At 55.6% G+C, this 26,505-nt stretch carries 20 protein-coding genes; 10 read left to right on the top strand and 10 right to left on the bottom strand.

Going from position 1 to position 26,505, the window contains the following annotated elements:
- Positions 1-258: 258 nt before the first annotated feature.
- Positions 259-1,209 (bottom strand): hypothetical protein, encoded by a 951-nt coding sequence (locus HOV93_RS11305; protein WP_207396618.1) that lies wholly within the window; start codon positions 1,207-1,209, stop codon positions 259-261.
- A 254-nt stretch (positions 1,210-1,463) separates the two neighbouring features.
- Positions 1,464-2,984: a Mur ligase family protein gene (locus HOV93_RS11300; protein ID WP_207396617.1), complete on the bottom strand. Its 1,521-nt coding sequence runs from the start codon at positions 2,982-2,984 to the stop codon at positions 1,464-1,466.
- A 384-nt stretch (positions 2,985-3,368) separates the two neighbouring features.
- Between HOV93_RS11300 and HOV93_RS11295 the strand changes: the two genes are divergently transcribed.
- From HOV93_RS11295 to HOV93_RS11270, 6 genes are all read left to right on the top strand, one after another.
- Entirely contained in the window at positions 3,369-4,070 is a 702-nt protein-coding gene (locus HOV93_RS11295) for a PTS sugar transporter subunit IIA (RefSeq protein ID WP_207396616.1), read from the top strand.
- Positions 4,071-4,080: 10 nt separating this feature from the next.
- Complete coding sequence (locus HOV93_RS11290) at positions 4,081-4,893, top strand: hypothetical protein (protein ID WP_207396615.1); 813 nt, start codon at positions 4,081-4,083, stop codon at positions 4,891-4,893.
- 74 nt (positions 4,894-4,967) lie between these two features.
- The gene (gene rimO / locus HOV93_RS11285; protein ID WP_207396614.1) at positions 4,968-6,389 is read left to right on the top strand and encodes a 30S ribosomal protein S12 methylthiotransferase RimO; all 1,422 of its coding nucleotides are present in this window, start codon (positions 4,968-4,970) and stop codon (positions 6,387-6,389) included.
- Between the two features lie 51 nt (positions 6,390-6,440).
- Positions 6,441-7,067 carry a CDP-diacylglycerol--glycerol-3-phosphate 3-phosphatidyltransferase gene (gene pgsA / locus HOV93_RS11280; protein WP_207396613.1) on the top strand — a complete coding sequence of 209 codons (627 nt, stop codon included), beginning with the start codon at positions 6,441-6,443 and terminating at the stop codon, positions 7,065-7,067.
- Between the two features lie 12 nt (positions 7,068-7,079).
- Positions 7,080-8,108 (top strand): CPBP family intramembrane glutamic endopeptidase, encoded by a 1,029-nt coding sequence (locus HOV93_RS11275; protein ID WP_207396612.1) that lies wholly within the window; start codon positions 7,080-7,082, stop codon positions 8,106-8,108.
- Positions 8,109-8,240: 132 nt separating this feature from the next.
- Positions 8,241-9,326, top strand: coding sequence for a Gfo/Idh/MocA family protein (locus HOV93_RS11270; protein WP_207396611.1), 1,086 nt, complete (start codon positions 8,241-8,243; stop codon positions 9,324-9,326).
- Positions 9,327-9,391: 65 nt separating this feature from the next.
- Here HOV93_RS11270 and HOV93_RS11265 read toward each other — a convergent pair whose 3' ends face one another.
- From HOV93_RS11265 to HOV93_RS11245, 5 genes are all read right to left on the bottom strand, one after another.
- Positions 9,392-10,234 carry a hypothetical protein gene (locus HOV93_RS11265; protein WP_207396610.1) on the bottom strand — a complete coding sequence of 281 codons (843 nt, stop codon included), beginning with the start codon at positions 10,232-10,234 and terminating at the stop codon, positions 9,392-9,394.
- Between the two features lie 32 nt (positions 10,235-10,266).
- Complete coding sequence (locus tag HOV93_RS11260; protein ID WP_207396609.1) at positions 10,267-11,670, bottom strand: DUF1501 domain-containing protein; 1,404 nt, start codon at positions 11,668-11,670, stop codon at positions 10,267-10,269.
- Positions 11,660-14,494: a PSD1 and planctomycete cytochrome C domain-containing protein gene (locus HOV93_RS11255; protein WP_207396608.1), complete on the bottom strand. Its 2,835-nt coding sequence runs from the start codon at positions 14,492-14,494 to the stop codon at positions 11,660-11,662. The genes HOV93_RS11260 and HOV93_RS11255 overlap by 11 nt, the downstream gene beginning before the upstream one ends.
- Positions 14,495-14,605: 111 nt before the next feature.
- Entirely contained in the window at positions 14,606-15,448 is an 843-nt protein-coding gene (locus HOV93_RS11250; RefSeq protein ID WP_207396607.1) for a polyphosphate kinase 2 family protein, read from the bottom strand.
- A gap of 203 nt (positions 15,449-15,651) precedes the next feature.
- A complete protein-coding gene (locus HOV93_RS11245) occupies positions 15,652-16,095 on the bottom strand; it encodes a Fur family transcriptional regulator (protein ID WP_207396606.1) in 444 nt (147 codons plus the stop codon).
- 257 nt (positions 16,096-16,352) lie between these two features.
- On the opposite strand from HOV93_RS11245, the gene HOV93_RS11240 reads away from it, so the two are divergent.
- The 4 genes from HOV93_RS11240 (at position 16,353) to HOV93_RS11225 (ending at position 19,905) form a co-directional block, all read left to right on the top strand.
- Positions 16,353-17,288: a malate dehydrogenase gene (locus HOV93_RS11240; RefSeq protein WP_207396605.1), complete on the top strand. Its 936-nt coding sequence runs from the start codon at positions 16,353-16,355 to the stop codon at positions 17,286-17,288.
- A 205-nt stretch (positions 17,289-17,493) separates the two neighbouring features.
- Complete coding sequence (locus HOV93_RS11235) at positions 17,494-17,790, top strand: hypothetical protein (RefSeq protein ID WP_207396604.1); 297 nt, start codon at positions 17,494-17,496, stop codon at positions 17,788-17,790.
- 184 nt (positions 17,791-17,974) lie between these two features.
- A complete protein-coding gene (locus tag HOV93_RS11230) occupies positions 17,975-19,318 on the top strand; it encodes a Gfo/Idh/MocA family protein (protein ID WP_207396603.1) in 1,344 nt (447 codons plus the stop codon).
- A gap of 116 nt (positions 19,319-19,434) precedes the next feature.
- On the top strand, positions 19,435-19,905 hold the full coding sequence (locus HOV93_RS11225; protein WP_207396602.1) for a bacterioferritin: 471 nt from the start codon (positions 19,435-19,437) through the stop codon (positions 19,903-19,905).
- A gap of 103 nt (positions 19,906-20,008) precedes the next feature.
- Here HOV93_RS11225 and HOV93_RS11220 read toward each other — a convergent pair whose 3' ends face one another.
- From HOV93_RS11220 to HOV93_RS11210, 3 genes are all read right to left on the bottom strand, one after another.
- Entirely contained in the window at positions 20,009-23,161 is a 3,153-nt protein-coding gene (locus tag HOV93_RS11220; RefSeq protein ID WP_207396601.1) for an efflux RND transporter permease subunit, read from the bottom strand.
- Entirely contained in the window at positions 23,158-24,573 is a 1,416-nt protein-coding gene (locus HOV93_RS11215) for an efflux RND transporter periplasmic adaptor subunit (RefSeq protein ID WP_207396600.1), read from the bottom strand. Before HOV93_RS11215 ends, HOV93_RS11220 begins: the two co-directional genes overlap by 4 nt.
- A gap of 483 nt (positions 24,574-25,056) precedes the next feature.
- Positions 25,057-26,487: a DUF1552 domain-containing protein gene (locus HOV93_RS11210; protein WP_207396599.1), complete on the bottom strand. Its 1,431-nt coding sequence runs from the start codon at positions 26,485-26,487 to the stop codon at positions 25,057-25,059.
- Between the last annotated feature and the right edge of the window lie 18 nt (positions 26,488-26,505).

The following is a 26,505-nucleotide window of genomic DNA, read 5'->3' as shown; positions in this document are numbered from 1 at the left end:
GGTTACACAAATGGACGCGGATAAGAGATCGCTTCCTGGTTGACCGCAAACGAAGGATGGCCCAGAGATTTATCTCTGGGTAGCCGCAGGCTACAAGCGGCTAATGCATCAGGCTGGCAGAAAATAGAAACGTTATATCTTGTTCTCACTCAACTCATGAGCCGCTTGTGACCTACGGTCACCCAGAGATGAATCTCTGGGCCACCCTCTGGGATAGATTCGGTCGGTCTTCCAGGCTTCCCGAGATCTCATGGGCCCTTAGAGCGGCTTGGTCATCAGGCGAAGTTCGTCGATCGTTTCAAAACCTAGCGTATCGACGACCTGGGTTAGCATTTCGTTTTCGCTGGTAATTTGCGTTTCGACGACGGCGGTTCCTTCTTCGGTCATTTGCCGTAGCGTTTCAGCCAGGAAGAACTGAGCTTGCACCTGCGAACAGGCATTCAAGGTGTCTAGATCGACAATGCCGCTCATGCGTACGCCGCGAAAGTGGCTGAATGCTTCCATTTGCACGACGGTCAAATGGGCCAGCTCTTGGCTGTCTTGTTTTTGCACCAAGGAATACCGCGTGCGATGCTGATGCATGTAGATGCACGCATCGCGGTAACTGCTGTACGGCGGATCGTCTTCGCGCATCACGTTCAGCGAACGTCGGGCAGCGATCTGGTTGCGATCGACCGGCGGACGAAAACCCCGCAAGGCCCGGCTATAGACCTGCCAGCTTTCAGAGTGGTCGAAGCCATGCCGCTCTGCCAATTCGATCATCCGCGTATCGGACACTAAGGCACCGCGGTTGCAACTTCCCTTCGCCAGACCAAAGTAAAATGGCCCCGGCTCGGTAGTCCCACCCAAAAGAATGGATGACGCCGACATCTCTCGAACGATTTCTACGGCCGCATGGAAAAGGGCATCTTCGACTTCGGCTGCTTCGGGGATGTTCGCCGCTAAGATAATCGGCACGTTGGCGATCTCTGCGCGCAATTCATCAGGCAGCAGCGGACCGACCGGCACCAAGTGAGCCATCCCAGCGATCTTCCCTTCAATTTCTGCAATCAAAAGGTTTTTCGGCTGAAAATAGGGCTTTGCGAAGACCTGAGCTTCCAACAACGTCACCGCCATCGGTTGAGCTAGTCCCCGACTGATGGGCTGATGGTTCCAGAGCTCCACCAATTTGGGAGGATCGCTGTTGGAAAACGAACGAACGACGATCAAGAGAGCAACATTTTCTGCGAAATGGGGATGACAGAGTTCTTATTAATTAAGCGTATCCCAAATGTCACCAAGCGGAAAGGTAGGCATTTTTTGATAGGACTTGCACGCTGCCTGGCCAGTTTATTTTCACCGGGGCGATGCCGCTCACCCTTTCCCCCGCAGATGGGGGCGAATGGACCGAAGTGGGGAAGCTGTTTCAAGCTGCTGCACCTATTCGAGACTCGCATCGCTGCTAGGTCTTGCGAACGAGTCGCCTACCGAGGAAACGCGATAACCTTGGCTTCCATCGGGGCCGTTTCTTCTTCTTGAACCATTTCGTACAGCAGTTCTCGGGCAACATCGCAGTCGCGGGGTTCGGTTTTTTCGACGCGATCGCTAACCAGTCGTTCGGTTGTTTGCCCGGTAATTAGTACCGTATCGCCGATTTCGGCTTGGCTCAGTGCGTAGCGGATCGCTTCTTTGCGGTTAGGAATGACGTGCGCTTTGGCAGGTCGGGCAAAGCCGTCGATAATGTCGTGCACCACCTCGTTTCGCGATGTCCCGGCGGGACCACTCATGGTGATCAACGAGACGTCACTACCTCGTTCGGCAACGCGGCCCAGCAAAGGTCGATTGACGCGGTCGCTCGACTCATGAGCCCCAAGCACGCAGATTAATCGGCCATGGGTTACGCGGCGAAGTGTTTTCAAGGCAACCGCCAGCCCGTCGTGGGTGTGGGCTTGATCGATGAAAACGCCATACGACTGTCCGCATTCAATCCGCTGCATGCGGCCCGGCAGAGTCTCGACCGACTCGAGCCCGCGAACGACCGTTTTCAGATCGACTCCGTACACCAAGCAAACGGCGGCCGCGACCAGGCAGTTGTAAACGTGATGGTCGCCGATCATCCGCGTGCAGACAGGCATGGTCTGACTGCCGGCAGTTAACATGAACGTTTGTTCGCTCTTGTGACGTTCAACCACCGAAGCGGTGATCTCGCCGACTCCATGAACGGCAACCGACAGCGCGGGAACTTCGGCCTGGTTCAAAAGCCGGACACAGTTCGAGTCGTCGCCGTTGAAGATGGCAACGCCTGTGTCGCGGAGGTATTTCAGCAGCTTTTTCTTGGCGCGATAATAATTGCGGGCCGAGCCGTGAAGCTCGATATGGTTCTGCCGAATGTTGGTGAACGCTGCCACATCTAGCTGCACGCCGGCCAGGTGCTGCTTGACCAGGCCTTCGCTGGAAGCTTCAAGTACCGCGTGGGTGCAGCCGTTGTACTGCATGCGCGACAGCATATCGGCCATGATGGCCGGGTTAGGGGTCGGCTGACCCCACGATTGCTGGTCGTAGCCGTTGTCGCAGCCCAAACTGGTTAAACTACCAACCTTGGCTCCTGCTTTTTGCAGAATGGCTTTGATCAGCAGGCACGTCGTTGTTTTGCCGTTAGTTCCGGTGACGCCGATCACTTTGATGCGATCGGTCGGCTGATCGGCCAACGCATGGCAAAGCTGCCCGTATGCCTCGCGGCTGTCTCCGACCACACACACCGGCACGCTAACGGGGAGTGATTTTTCGGAGACAACCGCAGAGGCACCGCGCTCGATAGCTTCGTCAACGCGGTCGTGGCCGTCTTCGTTGTCGTCGCAAATGGCGATGAAGACTTCGCCTGGTAAGATGTGTTCTGGTCGAGCACAGCAGGCTTTGGCGTAGATGTCGCTTCCGCCAATGAACTTCGCATCGGGCAACAAATTCCGAAGCGATACTCCAACGCGAGAAGTGATTGTCTGCGACATCGTTGGCCTCCTTGCCAATTTTGGGCGCGAACCTGATCGAGAAAAACCTCGAATCCATCCGAAGTTGATACGCAAACGACCCGTCCTGGTTCTTCCTGACCTGGGACATGCCTAAAATAGACTTGTCGCTCGACGCTGCAGCTAATGTTTTCCATTTCCGCTAAAGAGTCAACCCGACTTTGCCGACATCTCTCTCCGCGGATACGAGAGATGTCAAATTTTCAGTTTGAAGTGTTCCGTTTTCAGCGGAGAAAAGAAACAAAATGCCTCTCCGCTTCTAACTGAAAACGGAACACTGAAAACTTCACACTCCCCCACAACAACTTCCCATCTAGCCGTCAAAGATTACCGACCCTACCCGTATTGCCATTAAACCTGAGTCCCATGCCTACGCAAGATTTTGATCTCGATGCACTGGCCGCTTATCTTCATCTGACACCATCTCAGGTTGAGAGGCTCGCCAGTCGCGACAACATTCCTGGCCGCAAGGTCGCTGGAAAGTGGAAGTTTTCTAAACCGGATATCCATCATTGGCTCGAACATCGCATTGGCGTGTTTGACGACAGCGAGTTAGAGCGCGTCGAAGGAGTGCTCGACCGGCACGGCAAGCATGAAGAGCCGGTCCGCATTTGCGACATGCTGCACGAAAGCACCATCAAGATTCCCATCACCAGCCGCTCGCCGCGAAAAGTGATTACTGAGATTTGCGATGTGGCGATGCTAGCGGGGTACCTTTGGGACGAGCCGAAGATGATCGACGCCGTGCTGCAGCGTGAAAACATGCACTCGACGGCGCTCGACAACGGCGTGGCGCTGCTTCACCCGCGGCGTCCTTTGCCGTCGATTATCTCGGAAGGCTTCCTGGCGATGGGCCGCACCTACCAAGGCATTCCGTTCGGTGGCAGTCGTGGAAGCTTGACCGACGTGTTCTTTCTGATTGGCTCGATCGACGACCCCTCGCACCTGCGAACGCTGGCGCGGCTGAGTCGAATTATTAACGACAACGCCGTACTCGACGGCATTCGAGATGCCGACCACGCCGAAGACGTTTTGTCGCTGATGCGCGAACGCGAGGACGCGATCTAAGGTGGATGCCGTGAAGCGTCAGATACTGATCTCAGGCGACCTGCAATCCCAGGAATTTGCAGGGCTTGCTGCGTGGTTAAGTGATTGGCCCAATGTCGAGCTAATCCGTGCCGAGCGAATTTCGGACATATCCACGGCATCGGTTGCCAACGTCGACATTATTTTGCTCTGCGCTGCCCGACCGGGTCGTTTTTCGGTGGACGAAGTCGAAGCGTTTCGCCAGCGCAATCCCTTAGCGCAACTGATTCAGATTTTCGGCCCTTGGTGCATCGGCGAGGCGCGAACTGGCCCGGTGCCGGATGGTCTGCAGCGGATGGCCTGGTACGAATGGTCGTATCGTTTGCCGTCGGTGATCGAAGATGGCTCGCCGGTGCCGTCGACGTCTTCGCCTCAAGAACAAGTGTTCGCTTCGCTAGGCGAACTTACCGGTGACGGCCCCTCTGCGTCGGTTGGCATCTGGGCCGGCACTGCGGCTGACTTCGATTACCTGCGATCGGCATGTCATGCGCTGGGGCATACGGCCACTTGGCTTCGCGCCGAGCAGCACCTCACGCCCGGCGAGTTGGATGCCGCTGTGGGCATTGTCCCAGGCACGGACGGGCCCGAATTTGCCGAGCTTTCTCGCTGGTTTGCGACGTTTCCGTTGATTCCCAAGATCGCCTGTTTGGGTGGCCCGACGTGGGAAGACTGGCAGAAAGCTCAATCTTGCGGCGTTACGGCAATTTTAGGGCAACCTTTCCGCCTCGCTGACCTAGCCACATTGCTTCAACCACACGCAGATTGCGGCATTTTGCCCCTCGTCAATCAGCCTTCGAGCCGATAGGATGAGGAGTTCGACCAGCGGTCTGGACCCAATCTATGGGGCTCCGCCTTCCCTAAACCCCTGATCCAAGCTTCATGACCAGTTTGCCTATTATCGATTCGAATACACCCAGCCCTTCCCAAGTCGCCAACACGAGCGCCTCTGGCGAGGCCCGGGGAAAGTATTCCTTCATCAGCCTGGGTTGCCCGAAGAACCTGGTCGATAGCGAACGCATGTTGGGCCTGTTGAATCAAGATGGCTACCAACTGACGCAGGACACCGAAGGCTCGGACTTCGTGGTGATCAATACGTGCGGCTTCATCGAACGCGCTCGCGACGAATCGTTCGCCGCCATCGAAGAGATGCTCGAGCTGAAGCGTCAGGGCAAGATCAAAGGGGTGATCGTCGCCGGTTGCCTGGCCGAACGGCAGAAAGATGTGTTGCTGGAAACCTGCCCCGAGATCGATCAGATTGTGGGCGTTTTCGGTCGGGAAGAAATTACCCAGGTTGCCGATCGCCTGGTCGGACAGCTGGAAGAGCAGCGAACCGTCTTCAAGCCAGCCCCGGTTCGGGCGCTCACCGATCGCAATCGCCTGCGTATCACGCCGCGACACTTTTCGTACCTGAAGATATCGGAAGGGTGCGACCGGCTTTGTACGTTCTGCGCGATCCCCAAGATGCGCGGCAAGCACGCCACCAAGCCGATGGAAGAGGTAATCTCTGAAGCCGAGGAACTGGCCGCCGATGGCGTACGCGAGCTGAACATCGTCGCCCAGGACACCACCTACTACGGCATGGACCTTTACGGCGAGTCGCGTTTAGCCGAGCTGCTTACGAAGCTGAACCAGGTGCAAGGCATCGACTGGATTCGGTTGATGTACTTCTACCCGATGTACGTGACCCGGCCGCTGCTAGAGACGATGGCCGCGTGCGACAAGATAGTGCCGTACGTCGACATTCCGCTGCAGCACATCAACGACACGATGCTCCGCCGCATGGCCCGCCGCGTGACGCGTAGCCAGACCGAAGAGATGGTCGGCCAGATGCGCGAGATCATTCCTGGTCTGAATATCCGAACCACGTTCATCACCGGCTTCCCAGGCGAAACGGACGAGCAGTTCCTGGAGCTGGCCGACTTTATTGAAACCCAACGTTTCGAGCGTGTCGGGGTATTCACCTATTCCAAGGAAGAAGGCACCCCGGCGGTTCGCCTGGACGATCACCTGCCGGACGAACTGATGGAGCAGCGCCGCGAGCATTTGATGGCGATCCAGCAGGAAATCGTCTTCGATCATAACGAAGCCAAGGTCGGCCAAACGCTAGACGTGCTGATCGATCAGCCGGTGCCAGGCGAAAAGACCGCTTTCATCGGACGCACCGTCGCCGATGCCCCGGACGTCGACTGCGTGACCTACGTGACCGGCCAGGGACTTAAGCCGGGGGATATCGTCCCGACCGAGATTGTCATGTACAAAGACTATGACTTGGTCGGCGTGGCAAGTGGCCCTGCCCGATAGTAAGACCTACCAACTGCCGCACCTGACGCGCAGCCTTAGGGGATCCCGTCCATGTCAGATAAGCCCGTCCCTTCCGACGTGATCGTCAATGTCCCCAACACGCTGACGGCACTCCGCTTTTTGCTGTCGATCGTGGCGTTTGTTTTGTTGCCGCTGAACTTTATCTGGGCGGCGTTGGCCATCTTTATCGTGGCCGTCTCGACCGACTGGATCGATGGTTACTGGGCGCGAAAATACAACCAGGTCACCAAGTTTGGTCGCATCTTCGATCCGTTTGTCGACAAAATCATCATTTGCGGGACGTTTGTGTTTCTCGTAGCGATCCCCGGATCCGGCGTTGCCGCGTGGGTGGCCGTGGTGGTGATGGGGCGCGAGATGCTCGTGACCGTGATTCGCAGCTTTGTCGAACAGCATGGCGGCGACTTTTCCGCCAATTGGCCTGGCAAATGGAAGATGGTTTTTCAGTGTGCGTTAGCCATTCTGTCGATGGTTGTGCTGGGACTCGATGAGGGTACGGCCCAAACGACATGGTACGGGTTAAGCAATGAGCCGGCGTGGTTGGCCTATTTGTTTAATTTCATCGTGTGGGGCACCATTGGTCTGACATTGGCATCGGGATGGATCTATATTGTGGATGCCGTCAACATGATCCGATCCGGAAGCCTTTCTACAGATTAAGCCTGACTTGTTGTGACTCAATTGCTCCTCGGTTTCGGTCTGATCGGATATGTGTCGCTGGTGCTGTTGATCAGCGTGAGCGTTTGGGTGGGTGTCCTTCGCTGTCTTGTAGAGAAGCAACCGATCCTGGAAACGCAACCGGCCCCGGTCGCTCGCTGGGGACTGCTCGATATCTTCGGCGGAACTTTGGCGTTCATTCTGTTGGCGAATTTGTTTGTCTCGCTATATCTATCAGGCGAACCAACCAGCATGGCCGAACTGACGGTCCAACAACGCATCGGAGCGATGTGGGGGCAGATCTCGGCGCAGTGTCTGGTATGCCTGGGAATCTTTATCTTGATCGTCTTGCGTGGCGGCCTGACGCTTGTCATCGGCGAGAGTTTCGCCGCGTTCCGCAAAGATGTATTGATTGGCGTTGCCACGTTTTGTGCGCTGTGCGTGCCGATAATCCTTATCCAAGTCGTGATCGCCCAGTTCGTGCAGTACGAGCATGAATTGATCAATATGCTGATCGAGTCCCCCACGCCTGGGATCATCATACCGGTACTCGTTTCCGCCGTGCTGGTGGCCCCCATCACTGAAGAGTTCGCGTTTCGCTTGCTGCTGCAAGGTTGGCTGGAAGACGTCTTCACGGGGCGGCTGTTCTCGGTAAGTGAAATCCTGATTGGCCGCCAGGGACGCCCAGCGAACGTTCAAATCGGTCGTTCGTCTGAGCAGCGTTTCGCTGCTGAAAGCGAACTTGAATCAGAATCATCGCAGCCGCTAGAGACTGCCAATGCAGAGCCAGCCTATCCGTCGCGGCCTTCGTTGATGGTCTTTCCGATCTTTATCAGTTCGATCATCTTCGCGCTGTTGCACTTCGGCCAAGGCGGGGCGCCTATCCCCCTCTTTTTTCTGGCGCTGGGCCTGGGTTATGTCTATCAGAAGCGGCGGACCATGACGCCGAGCCTGGTTGTACACATGATGCTCAATGGACAGTCGATGGTGCTCTTGATCTTGCAAATCTTCTTTGGCGATTCGCTCGAGGCACCGCCGGTTTAACAACGAGGCGGCTCCCTTTATAATGCGACATCAACAAAGGGAATCAGCGATACTGTCAATGTTTGCGATGGATTGCGCTGACTCCCACGTTTCATGACCCCCACCAGTAGCATCACAGCGGAGTTGAGTCGCATGGCGTTTGGATTTGGCATTATCGGTACCGGGATGATCGCGGATTTTCACGCCAAGGCAATCGCCGACATCCCCGATGCCAAGCTGATCGGCTGCTACAACCGTACCACTGAAAAGGCCCAGAAGTTTGCCACCGAGCAAGGCATTACCGCCTACGAAACGCTCGAGGAAATGCTGGCCAACCCTGACATTCATGTCGTTACCATCTGTACGGCCAGCGGTGCTCATATGGAACCTGGGGTGGCTGCGGCCAAAGCAGGCAAGCACGTGATCGTCGAGAAACCGCTCGATGTCACATTGGCCCGCTGCGATGCGATCATCGACGCTTGCCGCGAGAACAACGTCAAACTGGCGACCATCTTCCCGAGCCGATTTCATGGACCTTCGACCGAAATCAAAAAGGCGGTCGACGAAGGCCGCTTTGGCAAGCTTTCGTTGGGTGACGCCTACGTGAAGTGGTTCCGCACCCAAGAGTACTACGATAGCGGTGCCTGGCGGGGCACCTGGCAGTTGGACGGCGGCGGCGCGCTAATGAACCAGGCCATTCATAGCGTCGACTTATTGTGTTGGCTGATGGGTGATGTCGAGTCGATCACCGCCAATTGTAGTCTGATCGGGCACGAACGCATCGAAGTCGAAGACGTCGCCGTGGCTTCTCTAAAATTCAAAAATGGCGCGCTCGGGACCATCGAAGCCAGTACGGCTGTGTACCCTGGCTATCTTAAGCGAATCGAGATTCACGGTGCGCAGGGATCGGCCGTAATGGAAGAAGAAGACATCAAGAGCTGGGACTTCGCCGAGCCGACCGAAGAAGACGAAGCCATCAAAAAGCGTCTGGCCGGCAAGACCGAAACCGGAGGTGGTGCCGCCGACCCGAAAGCGATCGGCCATCATGGCCACCGAGCCCAGTTTGAAGATCTGCTGGCGGCCGTGAAAGAAGATCGCGAACCAGCAATCAACGGCCCCGAAGGACGACGTTCGGTCGAAGTGATCCTGGCCATCTATCAAGCGGCGGCTACCGGACAGCGGGTCGATTTTCCATTGGAGAAGGACCCCGACCTGAGTGATTGGTCGCCAGGAAAGTAGACCACATTCATGTCCTCTCACCCTAACCCTCTCCCCCGAGTACGGTGGAGAGGGGACCGGATGATCTACTTAGTCTCAGTCGGCAATTCTTTGACAACGGTAGCGAGCCCGGTGAGATTCTCTTGCAGAGATTCTTTCGCGTCGAGTTCGTTGCGATGGTCCAGAATGCCAATGGGGCCGTTGTAGCCACTCTCGACGATCGTTTCGATCATCGCACGTTCGTGCTTCCCTTTGCCGATGCCCAAGATCTTCGGCTTGGCTTTATCGTTCATGCCGTTCAAGTTCAGGCAAATCAGATAGGGTTTCATCAGCCCGAACACTACCGGCCAATCGGCGATGTGCTCGTGACCGTGGTGAAAGTTGTAGACGATCCCTACATGGTCGAAGCCCATCGAGCGTAGCTTTTGGCAGACGGCCACCATGTTCTCGGGCTCGCCTCCCCAGCCGCCGTGATTGTACAACCCAAGCGGAAAGCCTGCATGTTGGGTTCGCTTGGCGACGGCTTGCAACCGTTGGGCGGCTTGCTCGACTCTGGCTTCTTGCGTATCCGCATCGGTCAGCGGAATCGTTTCCCAGATCTGTGGGTGCAGGTCGTATTTCTTAAACAGTTCAAATGCCTGATCGTGAACGCGCCAGAAGGCGAAAAACTCGATACCTTCCTGTTGGTAGGCCTGAATCTCGGCCTCGAAGGTGGGCACATGCTCGGTCCGCCAATCGTAGGCGCATCTCTGAATGCCTAACTCTTTGAGCATTGCAGCTCGCTCTGGGGGCGTTCGCTTGGCCGCATCAAACGGGACGATGCACCACGCAACAAGATTATCCTGCTGCAACACTTGCGGTTCATCCGCCAGCGCAAACGAACTACTCAAGAGTACAACGCTTAAGAACAGCGAAGAGACGCGTTTCATGAATTCAAATCCCATGGAAGTTCCATCAAGTGTTAAGCGATCAGTTCGGGAATGACCTTGCCGCCAAATTGGCTGAGCTGCTTGAAGCGGCCGGCATGGTAGTACGTAAGTTTATTGTCGTCGAGTCCCAATAGGCGAAGCAGTGTCACGTGGAAGTCGCGAATGTGGGCGACGTTCTCGACCGCCTCCATGCCGGTTTCGTCGGTCGCGCCGATCGTGTGGCCTGCGTTCACACCACCCCCGGCCAGCCAATAGGTCATCGCGTGCGGGTTGTGGTCGCGGCCATAGGCAGTCCCGCCGCGGACGCCGTTATCAGGCGTGCGGCCAAATTCGCCACACCAGACAATGAGCGTTTCGTCGAGTAGCCCGGTTCGTTTCAGGTCGGCAATCAACGCGGCGATCGGCTGATCGACGGCTTGAACCAGGTTTCCGTGTGCCCTTTCAATATAGTCGTGACTGTCCCACGAACCATGATAAAGCTGAACAAATCGCACCCCTTGCTGGACAAGCTTGCTGGCCAGCAAACACTTGCGACCGAACGAATCGGTCGGCTCTTTGCCCACGCCATACAAATCGAGCGTATCTTGCGGGACTTGTTTTAGGTCGAGCACGCCGGGTACCTGCATCTGCATGCGGAAGGCCAGCTCGTAGCTTTCCATCCGGGCACCTAATTCGTCGTGATACGCATGACGTTTCTGATGAGCTTGATTGAGCTGGGCGATCAGGTCCAGGTTTTTCCGCTGATGCTCGGCCGTGATACCGTTGGGCGGAAAGAGATCGAGGATCGGCGACCCTGTAGGACGCAGTGGTGTTCCTTGGAACTGCGCCGGCAGATAGCCGTTGCTCCAGTTGGCGGCACCTCCTTGAGGATAGCTGACCTCTGGCAACACGATGAAGCCAGGCAGGTTCTGGTTTTCAGATCCCAGCCCATAGGTGACCCATGCTCCGACGCCAGGGTCGCCGCCGAAACGGTTGCCGCAGTTCAATTGGTACATGGCCGTCGGATGATTGACGCTATCGACCTGGCAACCTCGGAAGAAGCAGATTTCATCGGCCACACCGGCCAGGTGCTGCCAGTTCTCGGCCATGTCGGCGCCTGCCTGGCCCACTTGGCGAAACTTGAAAGGGCTTTGCACGTAATAACGTTTGCCACTTTCCATTGCCGACTTCTGCTCGCCGCTGCGGGTAAACTCTTGCAGGTGCAACTGGTCGAGTTTCGGTTTCGGGTCGAACGTATCGATGTGAGAAGGACCACCTTCCATGGTGAGGAAGATGCAGTTCTTGGCCTTGGCCGGTAGGTGCCCCTTACGCGGTTCAAGCCCAACGGCGGCTTGGTCTTCTTCGGCCGCCAAGAGCGAGCTTAGCGCAACGCTCCCTAGAGAGGCCCCCAGGCCGTAGAGGAATTCACGTCGCTTGGGCAGCGGATTAGTAGACATAGACAAACTCGTTGGAATTCAAGAGCGCCAGGCAAACGTCGGCCAACGCTCGTGTTTTCGCGTCAACATCTTGCGGCTGAAGATCTGGGACGAAATCTTGGTAGGCATGCAGCGTTTCGTCGAACGAGAACTTTTCGCCGGTGTTTTCCTCGATCGCATCACGTCGGACGACCAATGGGGCTTCAACTGCGGTCAGGTTCCGCTGCTGCTGAATCACTTCCATGGCAGCCCAATGCTTCGTACAGGCTGCGCGTTCGCTGTCCGTCGGCAGGCGGCCATAGGTTAGCTGAAACACACGGTCGATCGCAGCTTGCTGGGTATGACCTTCTTGAGTAACTCGCTGCGCCAAGGCTAGGGCTCGGTCGTAGGTCGCCTTGCTGTTGAAGAGGGCAAAGACTTGCGGCGTGACGGTCGACTCGCTTCGCATTTCACACGAGAAATCCGGCCCTGGGGCGTTGAAGACTTCTCGGAAGGGATCCGGCAAACCACGGACCTTCAAGCTGTAGAGGGATCGACGATGACGCTGCTGAGGTAGCGGATTGGGGGTCCATGCCGAAGCGAACGTCCCCATCACTTGCCGCGGTTGCATGGCTGCTTCCCGATTGATTTCAGGCCGGTTGGGAATGCCGCCCAGCTGCGGATTTAGTTCGCCAGTTGCCGAGAGCATGGCATCGCGAATCTCCGCTGCCGTTAGCCGTCGAGGCGTAAATGCGGCGTAGGATGTGCCGAGCGGATCTTTCTCGTCCAGCATGTCAAAGTCAGGGTGCGCGCACGATCTTCGATAGGCTTCGCTAAGCATGATCTGGCGATGCAGCGTTTTGAACGACCAGCCAGACTCGACGAAAGAGGCGGCCAACCAGTCCAGCAGTTGCGGATGGGTCGGGCGTTTGCCGGTCGAGCCAAAGTTGTTGGGATTGCCGGCAATCGGCTGTCCCATGTGCCAAAGCCAGATGCGGTTGACGATCGTCCGCGCAGTGAGGGGGTTCTTTTGGTTGGCCACCCACTGGGCAAACGCAGCGCGGCGGCCTTCGATTTTCGTTGGAATCGGGGGATGTTCGACCTCATCGAGAACACTCAAGACACCAGGCTTCACGGGCGTGCCGATACTGAATGGATCGCCGCCGGTCAGGATGCAGGTTTGCTCAAGTTCGCCGGCCTGCATGGGCTTGGCTGGGACACGCAAGGGAGCATACACCGAACGCAGCGTTGGCGTTTTCCCACTGTAGACGGCTAGTGCGTAGGGCTCGTAGCGGTCCTCTTCCCACTTCAGCCGCTGCAAGCCTTTGCGGGCGACGCGTTCGTTGCCGTAATCTTCCGGCGTGAAGCCGACATGCTTCGGAGGAATCTGGTCCTCCGGCACCATCTGCCGCATCAGTGCCTGGCGCGCCGCCCCGAAATTCTTCGTGCCTTTTTGCTTGTCGAGAGTCTCATTCCAATGCGTGACGTTGATCTCTTGTTGAACATACCAGTCTTGAGCCGCTTGTAACTGCTTTTGATCAAGCTGTTTCAACGTTTGCGAGTATTCAACGCGACGCGCTTGCAAGTATTTCTTTTCGTCGAAACCAGCAGTGTTTTCGGTTTTCAGAAAGGGGGCTTTCCGTTCGGCCAGCTGCGTGGTGGCGAAGACGGCTTGAACCGCGTAGTAGTCGTGCGTGGGAATGGGGTCGAACTTATGATCGTGACACCGGGCACACTGCAGCGAATGTGCCAGAAACGTTTCTCCAACGCTATTGGTCACATCGTCCAGGAAGCGTTGCCGAGCGACCTTTTCGACTTCCATACCGGTCAGTTCCCACGGCCCCATCCGCAGAAATCCGGTCGCCACGATCGCTTCGGAATTCTCTGGGTCGAGTTCGTCTCCTGCGATCTGCTGACGGATGAATTGGTCGTACGGCAGGTCCTCGTTGAAGCTTCGCACGACATAGTCGCGGTATCGCCAGGCATTGCCCCGTTCGTAGTCGTTGGCAAAGCCCGACGTGTCGGCGTAGCGGGTCACGTCCAGCCAATGCTGTGCCATGCGCTCGCCATAGTGCGGAGAAGCAAGCAGGCGGTCGATCACCTTAGCAAACGCAACTTCATCGGAAGAGGAGTCATTGACGAACGCGTCGATTTCCTGCGGATTGGGTGGCAGCCCGGTCAGATCGAACGTTGCTCGGCGGATGAGTGTCCCGCGATCAACGGCTGGCGCAACTTGCAGGCCTTCCGGCATTTTCGCCGCGAGAAATGCATCGATCGGATGCTCCGCGTCTACCTTGGGGACGTTTGGCTTGCTGACCTGTTTGTAGGCCCACAGTGCTTCTGGCTTGTATTTACGGTTAGCCCAATCGGCAGAGAGGGCCCCGACCGTTTCGACCGTAATACCATCTTCAGCCGACCATTGATCGGCATACTGGGCGTTGATCTCCGCAGTTCTGGTTTTATCGGGCCAAGGTGCCCCCAGTGTAATCCAACGCCGGACCCAGCCGATCTGCTCGTCAGTCAGCTTTTCAGCTTCCTTGGGTGGCATGGGCGACCAGATGACATCATCGCGCACGATGGCCAGCAGCAAAGGGCTTTCTTCCGGCTTGCCAGCGACGATGCTCGACTCGCCGCTATCACCCCCCAGGTGCAAGGCAGCCAGCGAACGCATATCGAGGCCACCTTCGATCTCATCTAAGGATTGCCCGTGACATGCCAAGCACTTCTCGGCAAGCAGGGGGGCTATGCGGCGGACGAATAGGCTTTCGCCTTCTTGCTCGTTTGCCAACAACGGCTGAGCGAGCCCAAGAACGAACCATAGCAAGACAACAAGTCGGGCCAAGCAGGTGAAGGGTACCGCGCGCATGAGACCTGCCTAAGGGAATGGGAGGATAGAATGAGGCAGCTACCCCTAGTATAGAAAACGTCTAAACAAAAGCCACGAGACGATTGAAATTGGTCGCCTCCCTCAGGTCAGCTACGAAGCATCTTCTTTTCGCTTCTCTTCATGATACAGATTACGGATCTCTGGCAGATTGACGCTGGTCTCTGGAAAGCTCATATCAAACGATTCCAGCGCTGCGACCATGATCTTGGCGACCACATAATTGCGGAACCACTTGCGATTGGCGGGGATCGTAAACCAAGGAGCATGCTCGGGGCTGCACTTGGTCAACGCGTCCTCGTACGCTTTGGTGTATTCGTTCCAGTAGGGGCGTTCCGAGTAATCCGCGTCGCTGATCTTCCAGTGCTTTTTGGGGGAGTCCAATCGCTTTTTGAAACGTTCTAACTGTTCCTCTTCGTCAATGTGCAAATAGAACTTCAAGATGTGCGTCCCGTTGTTCCACAGCATTCTCTCGAAGTCGTTGATTTGCTCGAACCGTTTTTTCCAGACATCCTTGGGAACCATGTTGTGCACGCGCTGTATGAGAACATTCTCGTAGTGCGATCGATTGAACACGGCGATATGCCCAAGCCCCGGCGTGACTTTGTGATGCCGCCAGAGAAAATCGTGCTCGGCTTCCTCTTTGCTCGGCACTTTGAAACTGAAGACGGCGCAACCTTGCGGATTCATCGCGCGAAATACGTGCCGAATGGTTCCGTCTTTGCCGGCGGCGTCTCGCCCCTGCAAACAAATGAGCACCGATCGTTTGCGTTCGGCATACAGTTCGTATTGCAACTCACGAATACGATCGCGCAGCTTCAATGTCTCTTCTTCCGCAGCGGCGCGGTCGTCGTGGAGGTCTTTGCAGGTCGGATCAAATTTATCAAGATCGAGCTTGCTATCGGGCAAAACTCGGAAGTGGTCGTAGTAGTCCATGGCACACCTGGCAAGAGTTCAGAAAAGCGACGAGTGCCCCTAGTCTAGCCGCTTAGGGGCAGTTTCCCTACCACGATTTTACCTCTGGACTTGGCCATCTGTGGAAGGTGCGGTACGAGATCGCCTTGCTCAACTAACCCGTCACTGCGGATAGCTGCTAGTGATTGGTAAACAACTCAGGCAGCCTTTTATCGCACCGTCGCTTAGAGACAGGCGTCGCAGTGCCCTTTGATTAAGACCTCATCCATTTTCCCGGGTGGCTTCTGCTTCGGGTTATCTGAAACCAGTTCGATATGAAAACCGGACATGCACATTACTTTTCCACAGTCGATGCACATGAAGTGAGGATGCTCGGAACGCCCCTCTGAGCCTGAGGGCAACAGCTCGAATCGTCGCACCGCATCTCCCAAGTCGAGCCGGGCCACCATACCAGACTCGTCTAACTCGGTCAGCGAGCGGTAAATGGTCGACTTATCAAAACCGAACTCCGAGAGTTCGTCGGCGACTTCATTAGGGCTCAACGGAGTCTGATGATCGGCCAGCGTCTGAACGACGGCAATGCGGGCCGCCGTACACCGGAGGTTTACGCCGCGAAGCAAAGTCTTCGCGGCCTCCATCGAGAAACTAGATTTTCGTTTACGTGGCATGGATTCGTGGGACCTGTGTGTGGGGTTCTGTCGGCTTAATTTTATCGTACTTGCAATGCACTTGCAAACCGAATGATCCTTAATAGGCATGCTGAACGAAGATTTCCGAGAGATAAAACAAACACGCTGTTGCCATCATTTTCGAAACTTTCGGTTGTTTCTCCTTCCCATGCGCGAAATTGGACATAGGACCACTTGAGCAACCCTAACGAGTCCGCGAGATTGAAGGTTTGCTTACCAGGACGAAAGGATCGCCCATGAAGGTTTCCATTGTTGGTGTCGGTAAGGTTGGCGTCACGCTTGGCTACTCGATCGTGCTCAAAGGTTTGGCGACCGATTTGGTTCTCGTGAGCCGAAATGTGGATCGTATCCGAGGTGAAGCCCTCGACCTGCAGCATGCTGCCGCGCTGGGACCGACTCGTGTGAGGGTGCACAGTGGCGATATCGAGGCAACTAGGAATTCGAACGTGGTAGTGCTTGCTCTGGCTCAATCGGCCGAGCAGGGGGGCCATACCCTTGACCGGATCGCTTCGGCCAAACCCAATGCCCAGCTTTTTCAGGAGGTCGTACCGAAGATCGCTCAATTGAGCCCTGACGCCATCTTGCTGGTCGTCACCAATCCGGTCGATGTGCTGACCTATGCGACGCTTAAGCTATCAGGCTTTGATCGCCATCGCGTCTTAGGCACAGGCACGCTAATCGACAGCGCACGCTTCCGCACGCTTCTTTCCGCGCACTACGAAATCCACTCGGACGATATCCGTGCTTATGTCTTAGGTGAGCATGGCGAATCGCAATTCCCGGTGCTAAGTGCCGTCTACGCAGGCGGGTGGTATATGGGCAAAGACCCCGAGGTCAAACGGGCGTTTGAAAAAACGCTGAGCGTTGCTCCCGAGGTCTTTTTGGCCAAAGGTTACACCAACTTTGCCGTTGCCAGTGCGGCGGCCATGGTATTGCAGGCCATCAAAGAAAATTCGCATCACACAATGCCGGTCTCGACGCTGGTCGACGGATATTACGGTATTGAAGATGTTTGTCTATCGCTGCCGGCAGTGATCGGGAAGGAAGGGATCGCCCAGGTCTTGAGCATCGCGCTGAGCGAAGAAGAACAGGCACAGCTACGTTTTTCAGCCCAACATCTGTCTTCGGTAAACCAGAGCCTTGCCCAGTTCTGGTCAAGCAGCACTCCTTAAAGCGGCACCTCCGTTGATATCGGCATAACCGGAACGTACGAACAGACCTACTCCCGTTGATCTTGAGAAGAGAACAGCATTGGTTGCGCACATTTCTGTTTTTCGACATACGTTTTACGTTGAATCGAAGTCGCAAGCTATGGTGCGGCTTCGGGCCTGCTAGGCGGCAGAACAATCAGGCATACGTCCCGACGGAGAACTCATCGTGTTTAAGAACAATGAAGAAGCGTTTGTTTACCTGTACGATCGACAGGGCATTTTGAGTGTTCAGGTAATGCTCAGTGCAGTACGGGCCTACGGTGCCGACACCGGCAGCGTCCAGGTCCTGACGCTTCTCAATGGTGTCGACAATTCGTTCGACAAGAAAGATGAGAAAGCCCTCGTCGCGGCAATGCGATACGTCGAAGAAAACCTTCCCCAGTGGCAAGAGGACCGCGTCGTCCCCCTTCCCGACGGGACCCAACTGACGATCGACCCGGCGCTGGTCCCTGAAGAGTACTAATCAGCGCAAGCTCAAACGGGTACCTCAGGGTAACTCCGCCTGGCGATTCTCATACGCTGTTTCGGTCAATGATCTCTCTACGCTGCTTTTCTTAGCGAAAAAGCGTTGACGACGCCGCGCTTATTCGTAAGACTTGGTGCTCCCACCTACCATTTCCTACCTTCGAGCGCTTTGAGAGACATCTATGACCGGTAAGCTGAATCGTCGTCAAGCTATTAAAACCTTAGGGATCGCCAGTGCCGCGTTGGCCCTGCCAGCGGTTAGTTATTCTCGTGTACTGGGTGCCAACGATCGTCTGCGTGTTGCCAGTGTTGGCACGGGTGGCAAAGGTTGGAGCGACCTTGTTGGTGTCGCTGCAAGCCCTGCCGTCGAGGTCACCGCACTGTGCAATATCGACAGTTCCAAGAATCACCTGGGCCGAGCCGCCGAGAGATATGCCGCCGCCAAGACCTACTCCGATTGGCGAAAACTGCTAGATAACTCAGATGGTGTCGACGGTGTGATCGTTTCTACGCCTGACTTCATGCATGCCCCGGTCTCGCTGGCCGCCATGCAACTAGGCAAGCACGTCTTTTGCCAGAAGCCACTGACGCATACCGTCTTTGAATCTCGGCAGATGAAAGAAGCCGCCCAACGCAATAAAGTCGTCACGCAAATGGGCAACCAGATTCAATCGCACGCCGCCTATCGCACGGCAGTCGCTTTGGTGCATGCCGGCAAAATTGGCAAGGTTAAAGAAGTCCATTCGTGGCAGGCCGGCACCCCTAGCTGGCCCCGCAACATCGATCGTCCGACCGGGGAAGATCCTATCCCCAAGACGGTGGCCTGGGACCTCTGGCAAGGGGTCGCCCCCCGTCGTCCTTACAAGACCGGGCTCTACCATCCGTTCAACTGGCGGGGCTGGCAGGACTATGGCACGGGACAGCTTGGCGACTTTGGTTGTCATATTCTCGACCCGGTCTTCAAATCACTTGAGCTGACAGCGCCCCTGCAATTGACGGCCGAAGCACCACCGCTCAATCCAGAAACCTGGACCGAAAGTGCAACGGTGCGTTATGTATTCCCAGGGACCAAGCACACCTCTGGTGATACGATTAACGTTACCTGGTACGACGCAGCCGGTGTCCGCCCACCTGCGGAAGTCACGGCCTACTTGCCCAAGTCGTATTCGCTTCCGAACGCAGGATCCGTCCTGATTGGCGAGAAGGGAACGCTTGTCATTCCTCACGTTGCCATGCCCAAGCTCTTCTTAACGGGTGCCGATGCAGAAGCAACCATCGAAGAAGTGCCAAGCGTCGACCATTACGTGCAGTGGGCTGATGCCGCGCGTGGCGAAGCCGAAACGACCTCGACATTCGATTACTCAGGCCCTCTGACTGAAACGGTCCTTTTGGGTACCGTCGGCATTCGCTTCCCAGGTCAAATGCTGAAGTGGAATGCTGAAGAGATGAAGATCCCCAATTTCACGGAAGCAGAACCTTGGCTTACCAAGTCGTATGCCAAGGGATGGGAACCGGCCTGGGTTTAAGCACCAGTCCTCCTGGTTACCGACTGGGGACAGATCGCGGTACAATGATAGGATCAGCGTGTTGAGTTCGCACGCTGATCCAACAACCAATTGATCGCGTCTCTGGGAGAAAACCCATGTCGAGAGAAAAGTCTATTGAGAATCTGCAGAAGGCCCTGTCGATGGAGCTGACGGCCAGCCATCAGTATCAGCTGCATGCAGCTGTGCTGGAAGATTGGGGACTTGATCTACTGGCCAAACGGATGCGGGAAGAAATGCAGGAAGAGCTGGGGCACTCCGACGAGTACCTCAATCGCATACTCTTCCTCAAAGGCGAACCGCGTTTGACGTTTGACAAAACTCCGGTCCGCGCCGAAACGCTTCAGGCAATCTTCAAAACCGATATGAACGACGAAAAGGAAGCGATCGAGTTCTACACCAAGGCCTCGCAGCAAGCTTCCGCCGATTCCGATATCGGAACGCGTCAAATCTTCGAGAAGATCGTCTTGGACGAAGAAGGGCACATGGCCTGGCTGGAACTCCAGCTCGACCTGATCGAACGCATGGGCGAAGCGGCTTACATCGCCAAGCACATGTCCTCGCCGTAAGCAGCAATACCTTCACCGGTACGATTCCAAAGCAAACAAGGGCGATGCCAACTTCCGTCAGCATCGCCCTTACTCTTTCGCGTGTTTGCAAAATCGCAGCTCTCTAAGCTTCGCTTGGTTCCTTTTTGATCTTTTTGGCGAACTTCCGTAGCACCACGTAAAAGACCGGGGTCAGGAACAAGCCGAAAATCGTCACGCCCAACATTCCAGCGAAAACGGCCGTTCCTAGCACACGACGCATTTCAAAGCCGGCACCAGTGGCAATCAGCAGTGGAATCACGCCCAAAATGAACGAAAACGCCGTCATCAAGATCGGGCGAAGTCGTAGGCGACAAGCTTCGACGGCCGCTTCAAACCGGTCTTTGCCGGCATCTTCTTCCGCTTTGGCGAACTCGACAATCAGAATCGCATTCTTACATGCCAGACCCACCAACACAATGAAACCGATCTGCGTGAGGATGTTGTTGTCCATCCCACGGAACCAGATCCCCATGATGGCAAATAACAAACACAGCGGCACGATCAGAATAATTGCCAGCGGCAAGAGCCAACTTTCGTACTGAGCGGCAAGCGTAAGAAACACAAACAAGACCGCCAAAGGGAACAGGAAGATAATTGTGTTGCCTGCCTGACGTTCTTGAAACGCGATATCGGTCCACGAGTAGCCAAACCCAGGCGGAAGGCTTTCGTCTGCCAGCCGTTCCATTGTGCTGAGCGACTGACCGGTGCTGAAGCCTGGGACCGTATCGCCGTTGAGGTCGGCGGCTGGGTACAAGTTGAAACGCACCAGGCGATCGGGACCGACCACGCGCTCGACATCGACGATCGAAGCCAACGGCACGCTAGCACCTCGCGTGCTTCGAGTACGGAGTTGCAAAATGTCGCTCGGTTCATCGCGAAACTCAGGCTCGGCCTGGGCTGTCACGCGATAGGTTCTCCCCAGCAAATTGAAGTCGTTCACGTAGACCGAACCAAGATAGACCTGCAGTGCCGCAAAGACATCATTCACCGGGACATCCAGCATCTCGGCCTTCGTACGGTCGACATTCGCTTGAATTTGGGGAACACTGAGTCGATAGTTCGAGTAAACCTGGACCAGTCCTGGCTGCTTATTTGCCTCGGCTGCAATCTGATTGGTGACCTGACTAAGTGCTTCGAGGCCGGCACCGCTCCGGTCTTGTACGTACATCTTATATCCGCCACCACGACCAATACCACGAACCGGGGGCGGAGGTATCACAAAAATCTGGGCCTCGTTGATACTGCTCAGCTTTTCCCGCAGCTCGCCTATAATCACTTCAATTTGTCGCCCCCGAGCACTTCGCTCTTTGGCATCTTCCAAGGGAAGAAACGTCACCGCGGCACTCGGGCTGATGGTAAACGTAGAGCCTGATAGTCCGGCGATGCCAACCGCGTGCTTCACGCCGTCGATCTCGCCGCCTCTCCGGGCAACCTCCTTCGTGACTTCGTCTGTTCGCGATAGGGCAGCCCCGTCGGGCAGCTGAATCGCTACGATCAGATAACCTTGATCTTGCTGGGGTATGAAACCGTTGGGGACCATACCAAAGCTGTAATAGGTAGCTACCAGCAGCCCGACATACAGCAGCAATACCAAGGCCGAAACACGGATCGTTCGCGAAATGATGCCAGCGTAAATATTGCTAGTCATGTCGAACATCCTGTTGAACAGCCGGAAAAACCAGCCAAACAAGAAGTCGACTACTTTGCCAATCCGATTTTTCTTGGCATCTTTAGGACGCAGTAGTAATGCACACAATGCCGGACTCAGCGTCAGGGACACAAACGTCGAGAACGCCGTAGAAATAGCGATCGTAATCGCGAACTGCTGATAGAACCGCCCACTAATGCTGGGAATGAAAACGGTTGGTAGAAACACGGCAATTAGCACGAGGGTCGTGGCGATCAACGCCGATCCGACTTCGTCCATTGCTTTATGGGTTGCTTCACGCGGCGAGAGTCCTTCGGCGATCAGACGCTCGACATTCTCTACGACCACGATCGCGTCGTCGACCACGATACCAATCGCCAACACTAATCCGAAAAGAGATAACGTATTCAGCGTGACGCCCATCGACTGCATCACGGCAAACGTTCCGATCAGCGAGATCGGAATCGCGATCACCGGAATAATGGTCGGTCGCCAGCCGTGCAGAAAGATGAATACCGTAAACACCACCAGTACTGTGGTGATCAACAGCGTATCGAACACTTCGGCAATCGATTCTTCGACAAAGTCAGTTGGATTATAGGCAATCTGGTAGCCAATCCCCTCGGGAAAGTCGTTGGCCAAATTGGCCATGGTTTGTTTGACTTCTTTTGCCGTATCGACCGCATTGGTGCCTGGCCGCTGATAAATGAGTACCGCGACAGCCGGATTGCCATCAAGATAGCTAAGCCGCGAATAATCTTGGGCACCCAGTTCCACGCGCGAAACATCGCTCAGGCGGGTAACCCGACCATCGTCGCCCCGCTTAATGATGATGTTGCCAAATTCCTCGGTATCTTTCAGACGTCCTTCCGTTGTCACGTTTAGCTGAAACGCGCCGGTTCCATCATTGGGCGGCTGTCCGAGCACCCCGGCAGCGACCTGCGCATTCTGCCCGCGAATCGCTCCGATCACGTCCGCGGGTGTCAGGTCGAGGTGTGTCATGCGCTCGATATCGAGCCATACTCGCATGGCGTACTCGTTACCACCAGCGATACGAATGTCACCGACCCCGTCCAGACGCATCAATGCATCGCGAATACGTAGAAACGCAAAGTTACTGATATAAAGCTGATCGCGGCTACCATCAGGCGACTCTAAATGCACCACCATCAGCATATCGGGAATCTGCTTGCTGGTCGTAACGCCAATCTGGCGAACCGACTCAGGCAGACGTGGTTCGGCAATGGCCACTCGGTTTTGCACCAGCACCTGGGCGTCATCCAGGTTGGTTCCCAGCTTGAAAGTCACCGTCAACTGCATGGTGCCGTCGGCACTGGAGGACGACTCCATGTACAACATGTTGTCGACGCCGTTCATCTCCTGCTCGATCGGCGTTGCAACCGTGTCGGCGATCACCTGGGGTGTTGCCCCGGGATAGCTGGCACGCACGACAATGGTCGGCGGAGCCACGCTGGGATACTGCGAAACCGGCAGCGTGAAATAAGTGATTCCACCCACCAAGAGGATGATAAACGATAGCACCGATGCGAAAATCGGACGCTCGATAAAGAAATGAGGGAACTTCACCGGACGGCCTCCTCGGTCGTTTCAACTGCAGTCTGCGTCTTTTGATGAAGCGCACCGATAGAACTAAGTCCTGGTGAGATCCACTGATCTTGCGGAAGGGGCGTGTAGTCGTGCGGCAGACCGTCTTCGCGAATTTCAATCTCACCATTCTCGACATTCACGGCCATTTCTGGTCGAACCAGCAAGATCCCCTTGATGACCAGCGACTCGCTGCCATCGAGCCCTTTACGCACCACACGCAGACCGTCCACCATCGGCCCCACGTCGACGCTACGCCGCTCGATCTTGCCGTCTACAACAACATACACGTACTGCGATGCCTGATCTGTGCCAATTGCCGAATCGGGAATTAGGACCGCTTGATAGGCAGCACTGCCAGGCAACCGAACCCGGCCGAACATGCCGGGGACCAGGACTTCGTCTTCGTTGCGAAAAATGCAACGCACTCGAATGCTGGCCGTGTCGGCGTCGAAGCGGTTGTCGACGAAATCCATATGACCGATGTGCGGGAAGTCTTTTTCATCAGCCAATCCGAGGTACACCGGGTTCTTGGCCGATCGCGAGCTTTCTCGCTTTCCTTCCAGCGCCAAACGAATGTACTTCAAAACCTGCTGCTCGTTGACGTCGAACGTGCAGTAAATGGGACTGACCGAAGTGATCGTCGTCAGCAGGGAAGATGTCGCCGCACCGCCACTGACGAGGTTGCCTTCGGTAACATATTCCCGGCTAATACGGCCGGTCACTGGCGCGTGAATCTTTGTGTAACTGAGATCAAGCTCCGCCGTTTCGATCGCTGCTTCGGCCGAATGGATCGCCGACTGAGCCGTCGCCACGCCGGCTTCGGCCAGCCCGATGCCTGCGTCCGAGGCCGTTATATCTGCTTCGGCTTGTGTAAATTCCGCTTCACGTTGATCGAGTTCGTCTTGAGCGACTGCGTTCGAGGTCCGCAACGTTCGCGTTCGATTAACGCGGGCCTGGGCCAGATTCAACTCTGCTTCGGCTTGCTTCTTCTGAGCACGCGATTCATCGAGTTGCGCCTTCGCTTGAGCCATTTGGGCCTGGGCCTGACCCAGGGTAGCCTTGGCGCCGTTCAGCGCCGCGATAAAAGGTCGCTGATCCACGACAAAGAGTAGATCCCCTTGATTGACGATCTGACCTTCGTCGAAGTGGATCGACTGAAGATAGCCGCTAACCCTTGCCCGAATTTCCACGAATTCGATTGGTTCGAGACGGCCGGTATAGGCGTCCCACTCAACAATCTGTTTCGTGATCGGCTGCGAAACAGTCACCGTCGGAGGAGGCCGATCCACAGCGCCTTGGGGTGCCGAAGAACAACCTGCATGAGCAATCACGCAGATTCCAAATGCAAGCGTGGCGAGTGCCACCTTTGGGTAGCGTCGAAGGGTTTCCATAGAGCCTATTGAATGGTTGGTGTCATAATTAGCACAGTCCTCTTGGATGGATTGCCAATTCTAGTCAGTTGCTCAGACGCGTCGAGAGAACGATTCTGCGCGATCCTTGGCAAATCCTTTCACCAAGAGAAGATGTTCGCGGGAACCCGAGAACGTGTAACAACCAATCCACCAAAAGCGAGAGAAAGCTCAGGTAAGGCCTAGGTTAGTCGTTTGGCCTCAAAAGCGGGTATTATGGAAACGATATCGTTTCCTAGATTACATTTCACCACACAAAACGGCCCGTTAGAGGGACCTGGTTTGAAATGACACAATCCCCCTTAAGTGATGGGAACGCTATGTCCTTGGTAGCGGAAAAAAACTCGACAAGAAAGTCGATAAAATCTTCCACGTAAACATTTAGCTGTCTAAGTGTCCAGTTAGAGTGGCTCTAAGGAGTGGATTTTAAGTCACCATAGGGAATAAAAGGTAAGCGTAGGATATTTACGCTCGAATCTGATCGACTGATTTCTTATCGCGTTGAAGCGGGCCCAGGTTTCGCTGAGCGCCCATACCACGAAGCAGCTCGTTGTAGGCGTCGAGTCCTTCCGCTTTAACGTCGATCGTTTCGCCAGTCTTGAAGCGGCCATTGGCTCCGGTGACCGCATGGAACACGCCTGAAAGTTCTCGCTTCACATCATTGTGGCGGCCATCACCAGACTCGGTACTGATGGTGAACAGAGAGTTCTCCAAAATGGTTTTGCCGTTGGCCTCGATCGCGTCCTGCTCGTCGAGCCGCTGTAAGAAGTAGGCGATCTCACGCATTTTCATGTGTGCGTGAGCCCGCAACTGCTCGTTCGGTTTATTCTCTTTGAATTTGTGCCACCATTCGTGGCTGCACCCTTTATCCCCGCTGGCCTTCAGCTGTTTTTCGTCGTCGAAGACAAACCGCTTCTCGCCGTTGAATTCGTAATCGCCGCTCAAGCGAATGCGTTCGCCTGCGGCTAGAAAGGTGAGCGACCCAAAGCGACAGCGATCCATGGAAATGGCCAGCGCGTACAGGTCGGCCATCAATCGCCACTCGGTCGTGAGTTCTTCCAAGGTGATATCGATACCTTGCCCGCTTGGATCGGCCTCGTTTCCGTGCGGCAACTGAGAGGCCGGCGGCACCGGAAGTTCTTTTCGTTGTGCTTGGGATTTCTTCTCGAACTCGATCGTTCGCTGTTCGTACTCTCGCACGCGATCAAGGTGATCTTGCAAACGCGACCGCGAGACCTTGCCCAGCGGCGATGTTTGCCCGGTGTAATATTGTGCCTGTTGCACAACGCTATCGAGCACGCTTCGCGACAATCGCTGCCGGCGGGGATCAAGTGAATCACTAGGGACTTCCCCAAAGATTCGGCTGAACAAATCCCGCGGCTTTTCCTGCATGGCAGCCGCCGGTGTGCCGTCGTCTTTAAAGCTATGGGTATAGCGCACCACACGACTGCGGCGAAAGAACGTCCCGGCGATCAGCGTCGAAATCATTCCCGGCGGAAGACCATTGGGATGATATTGTTGGCGAACCAATTGATCGATCGAAGGACCACCCGCTTTGGCAGTTCCTTCGGCGGGCATCGCCGTAAAAGCCGCCGATGCCCCGTCGAAGTGAGCATTGATGCCCGGCATGTCACAGCGAACATGATCGACATTCCGCATGATGAGCAACTTGTCTCGCAGCGGCTTGAGTGGTTCAAGTACGCCGTCGTAACCTTCGCTTTGGAGAGGCGCAGGGATCCCGAGTCCGAAAAACAAATTGAAGGCGCGCACCGGAATCTCTGCCTTGGCGGCCCCCAGCACCGGCGTAACGGTCATTTCTTCGAGCAGCGGCAACCCAATGGCAACCGAGCCTAGACCTTGAAGCAGTGTCCGACGATTGAGATACGTTCGTTTCATCGGTGATTACCAGAAGGA

Origin of the sequence: Bremerella alba (genome assembly GCF_013618625.1) — a bacterium.
Classification (GTDB): Bacteria; Planctomycetota; Planctomycetia; order Pirellulales; family Pirellulaceae; genus Bremerella; species Bremerella alba.
The sequence above is the reverse complement of the archived record's forward strand: the minus strand, read 5'-3'. Positions and strand labels throughout refer to the sequence as shown.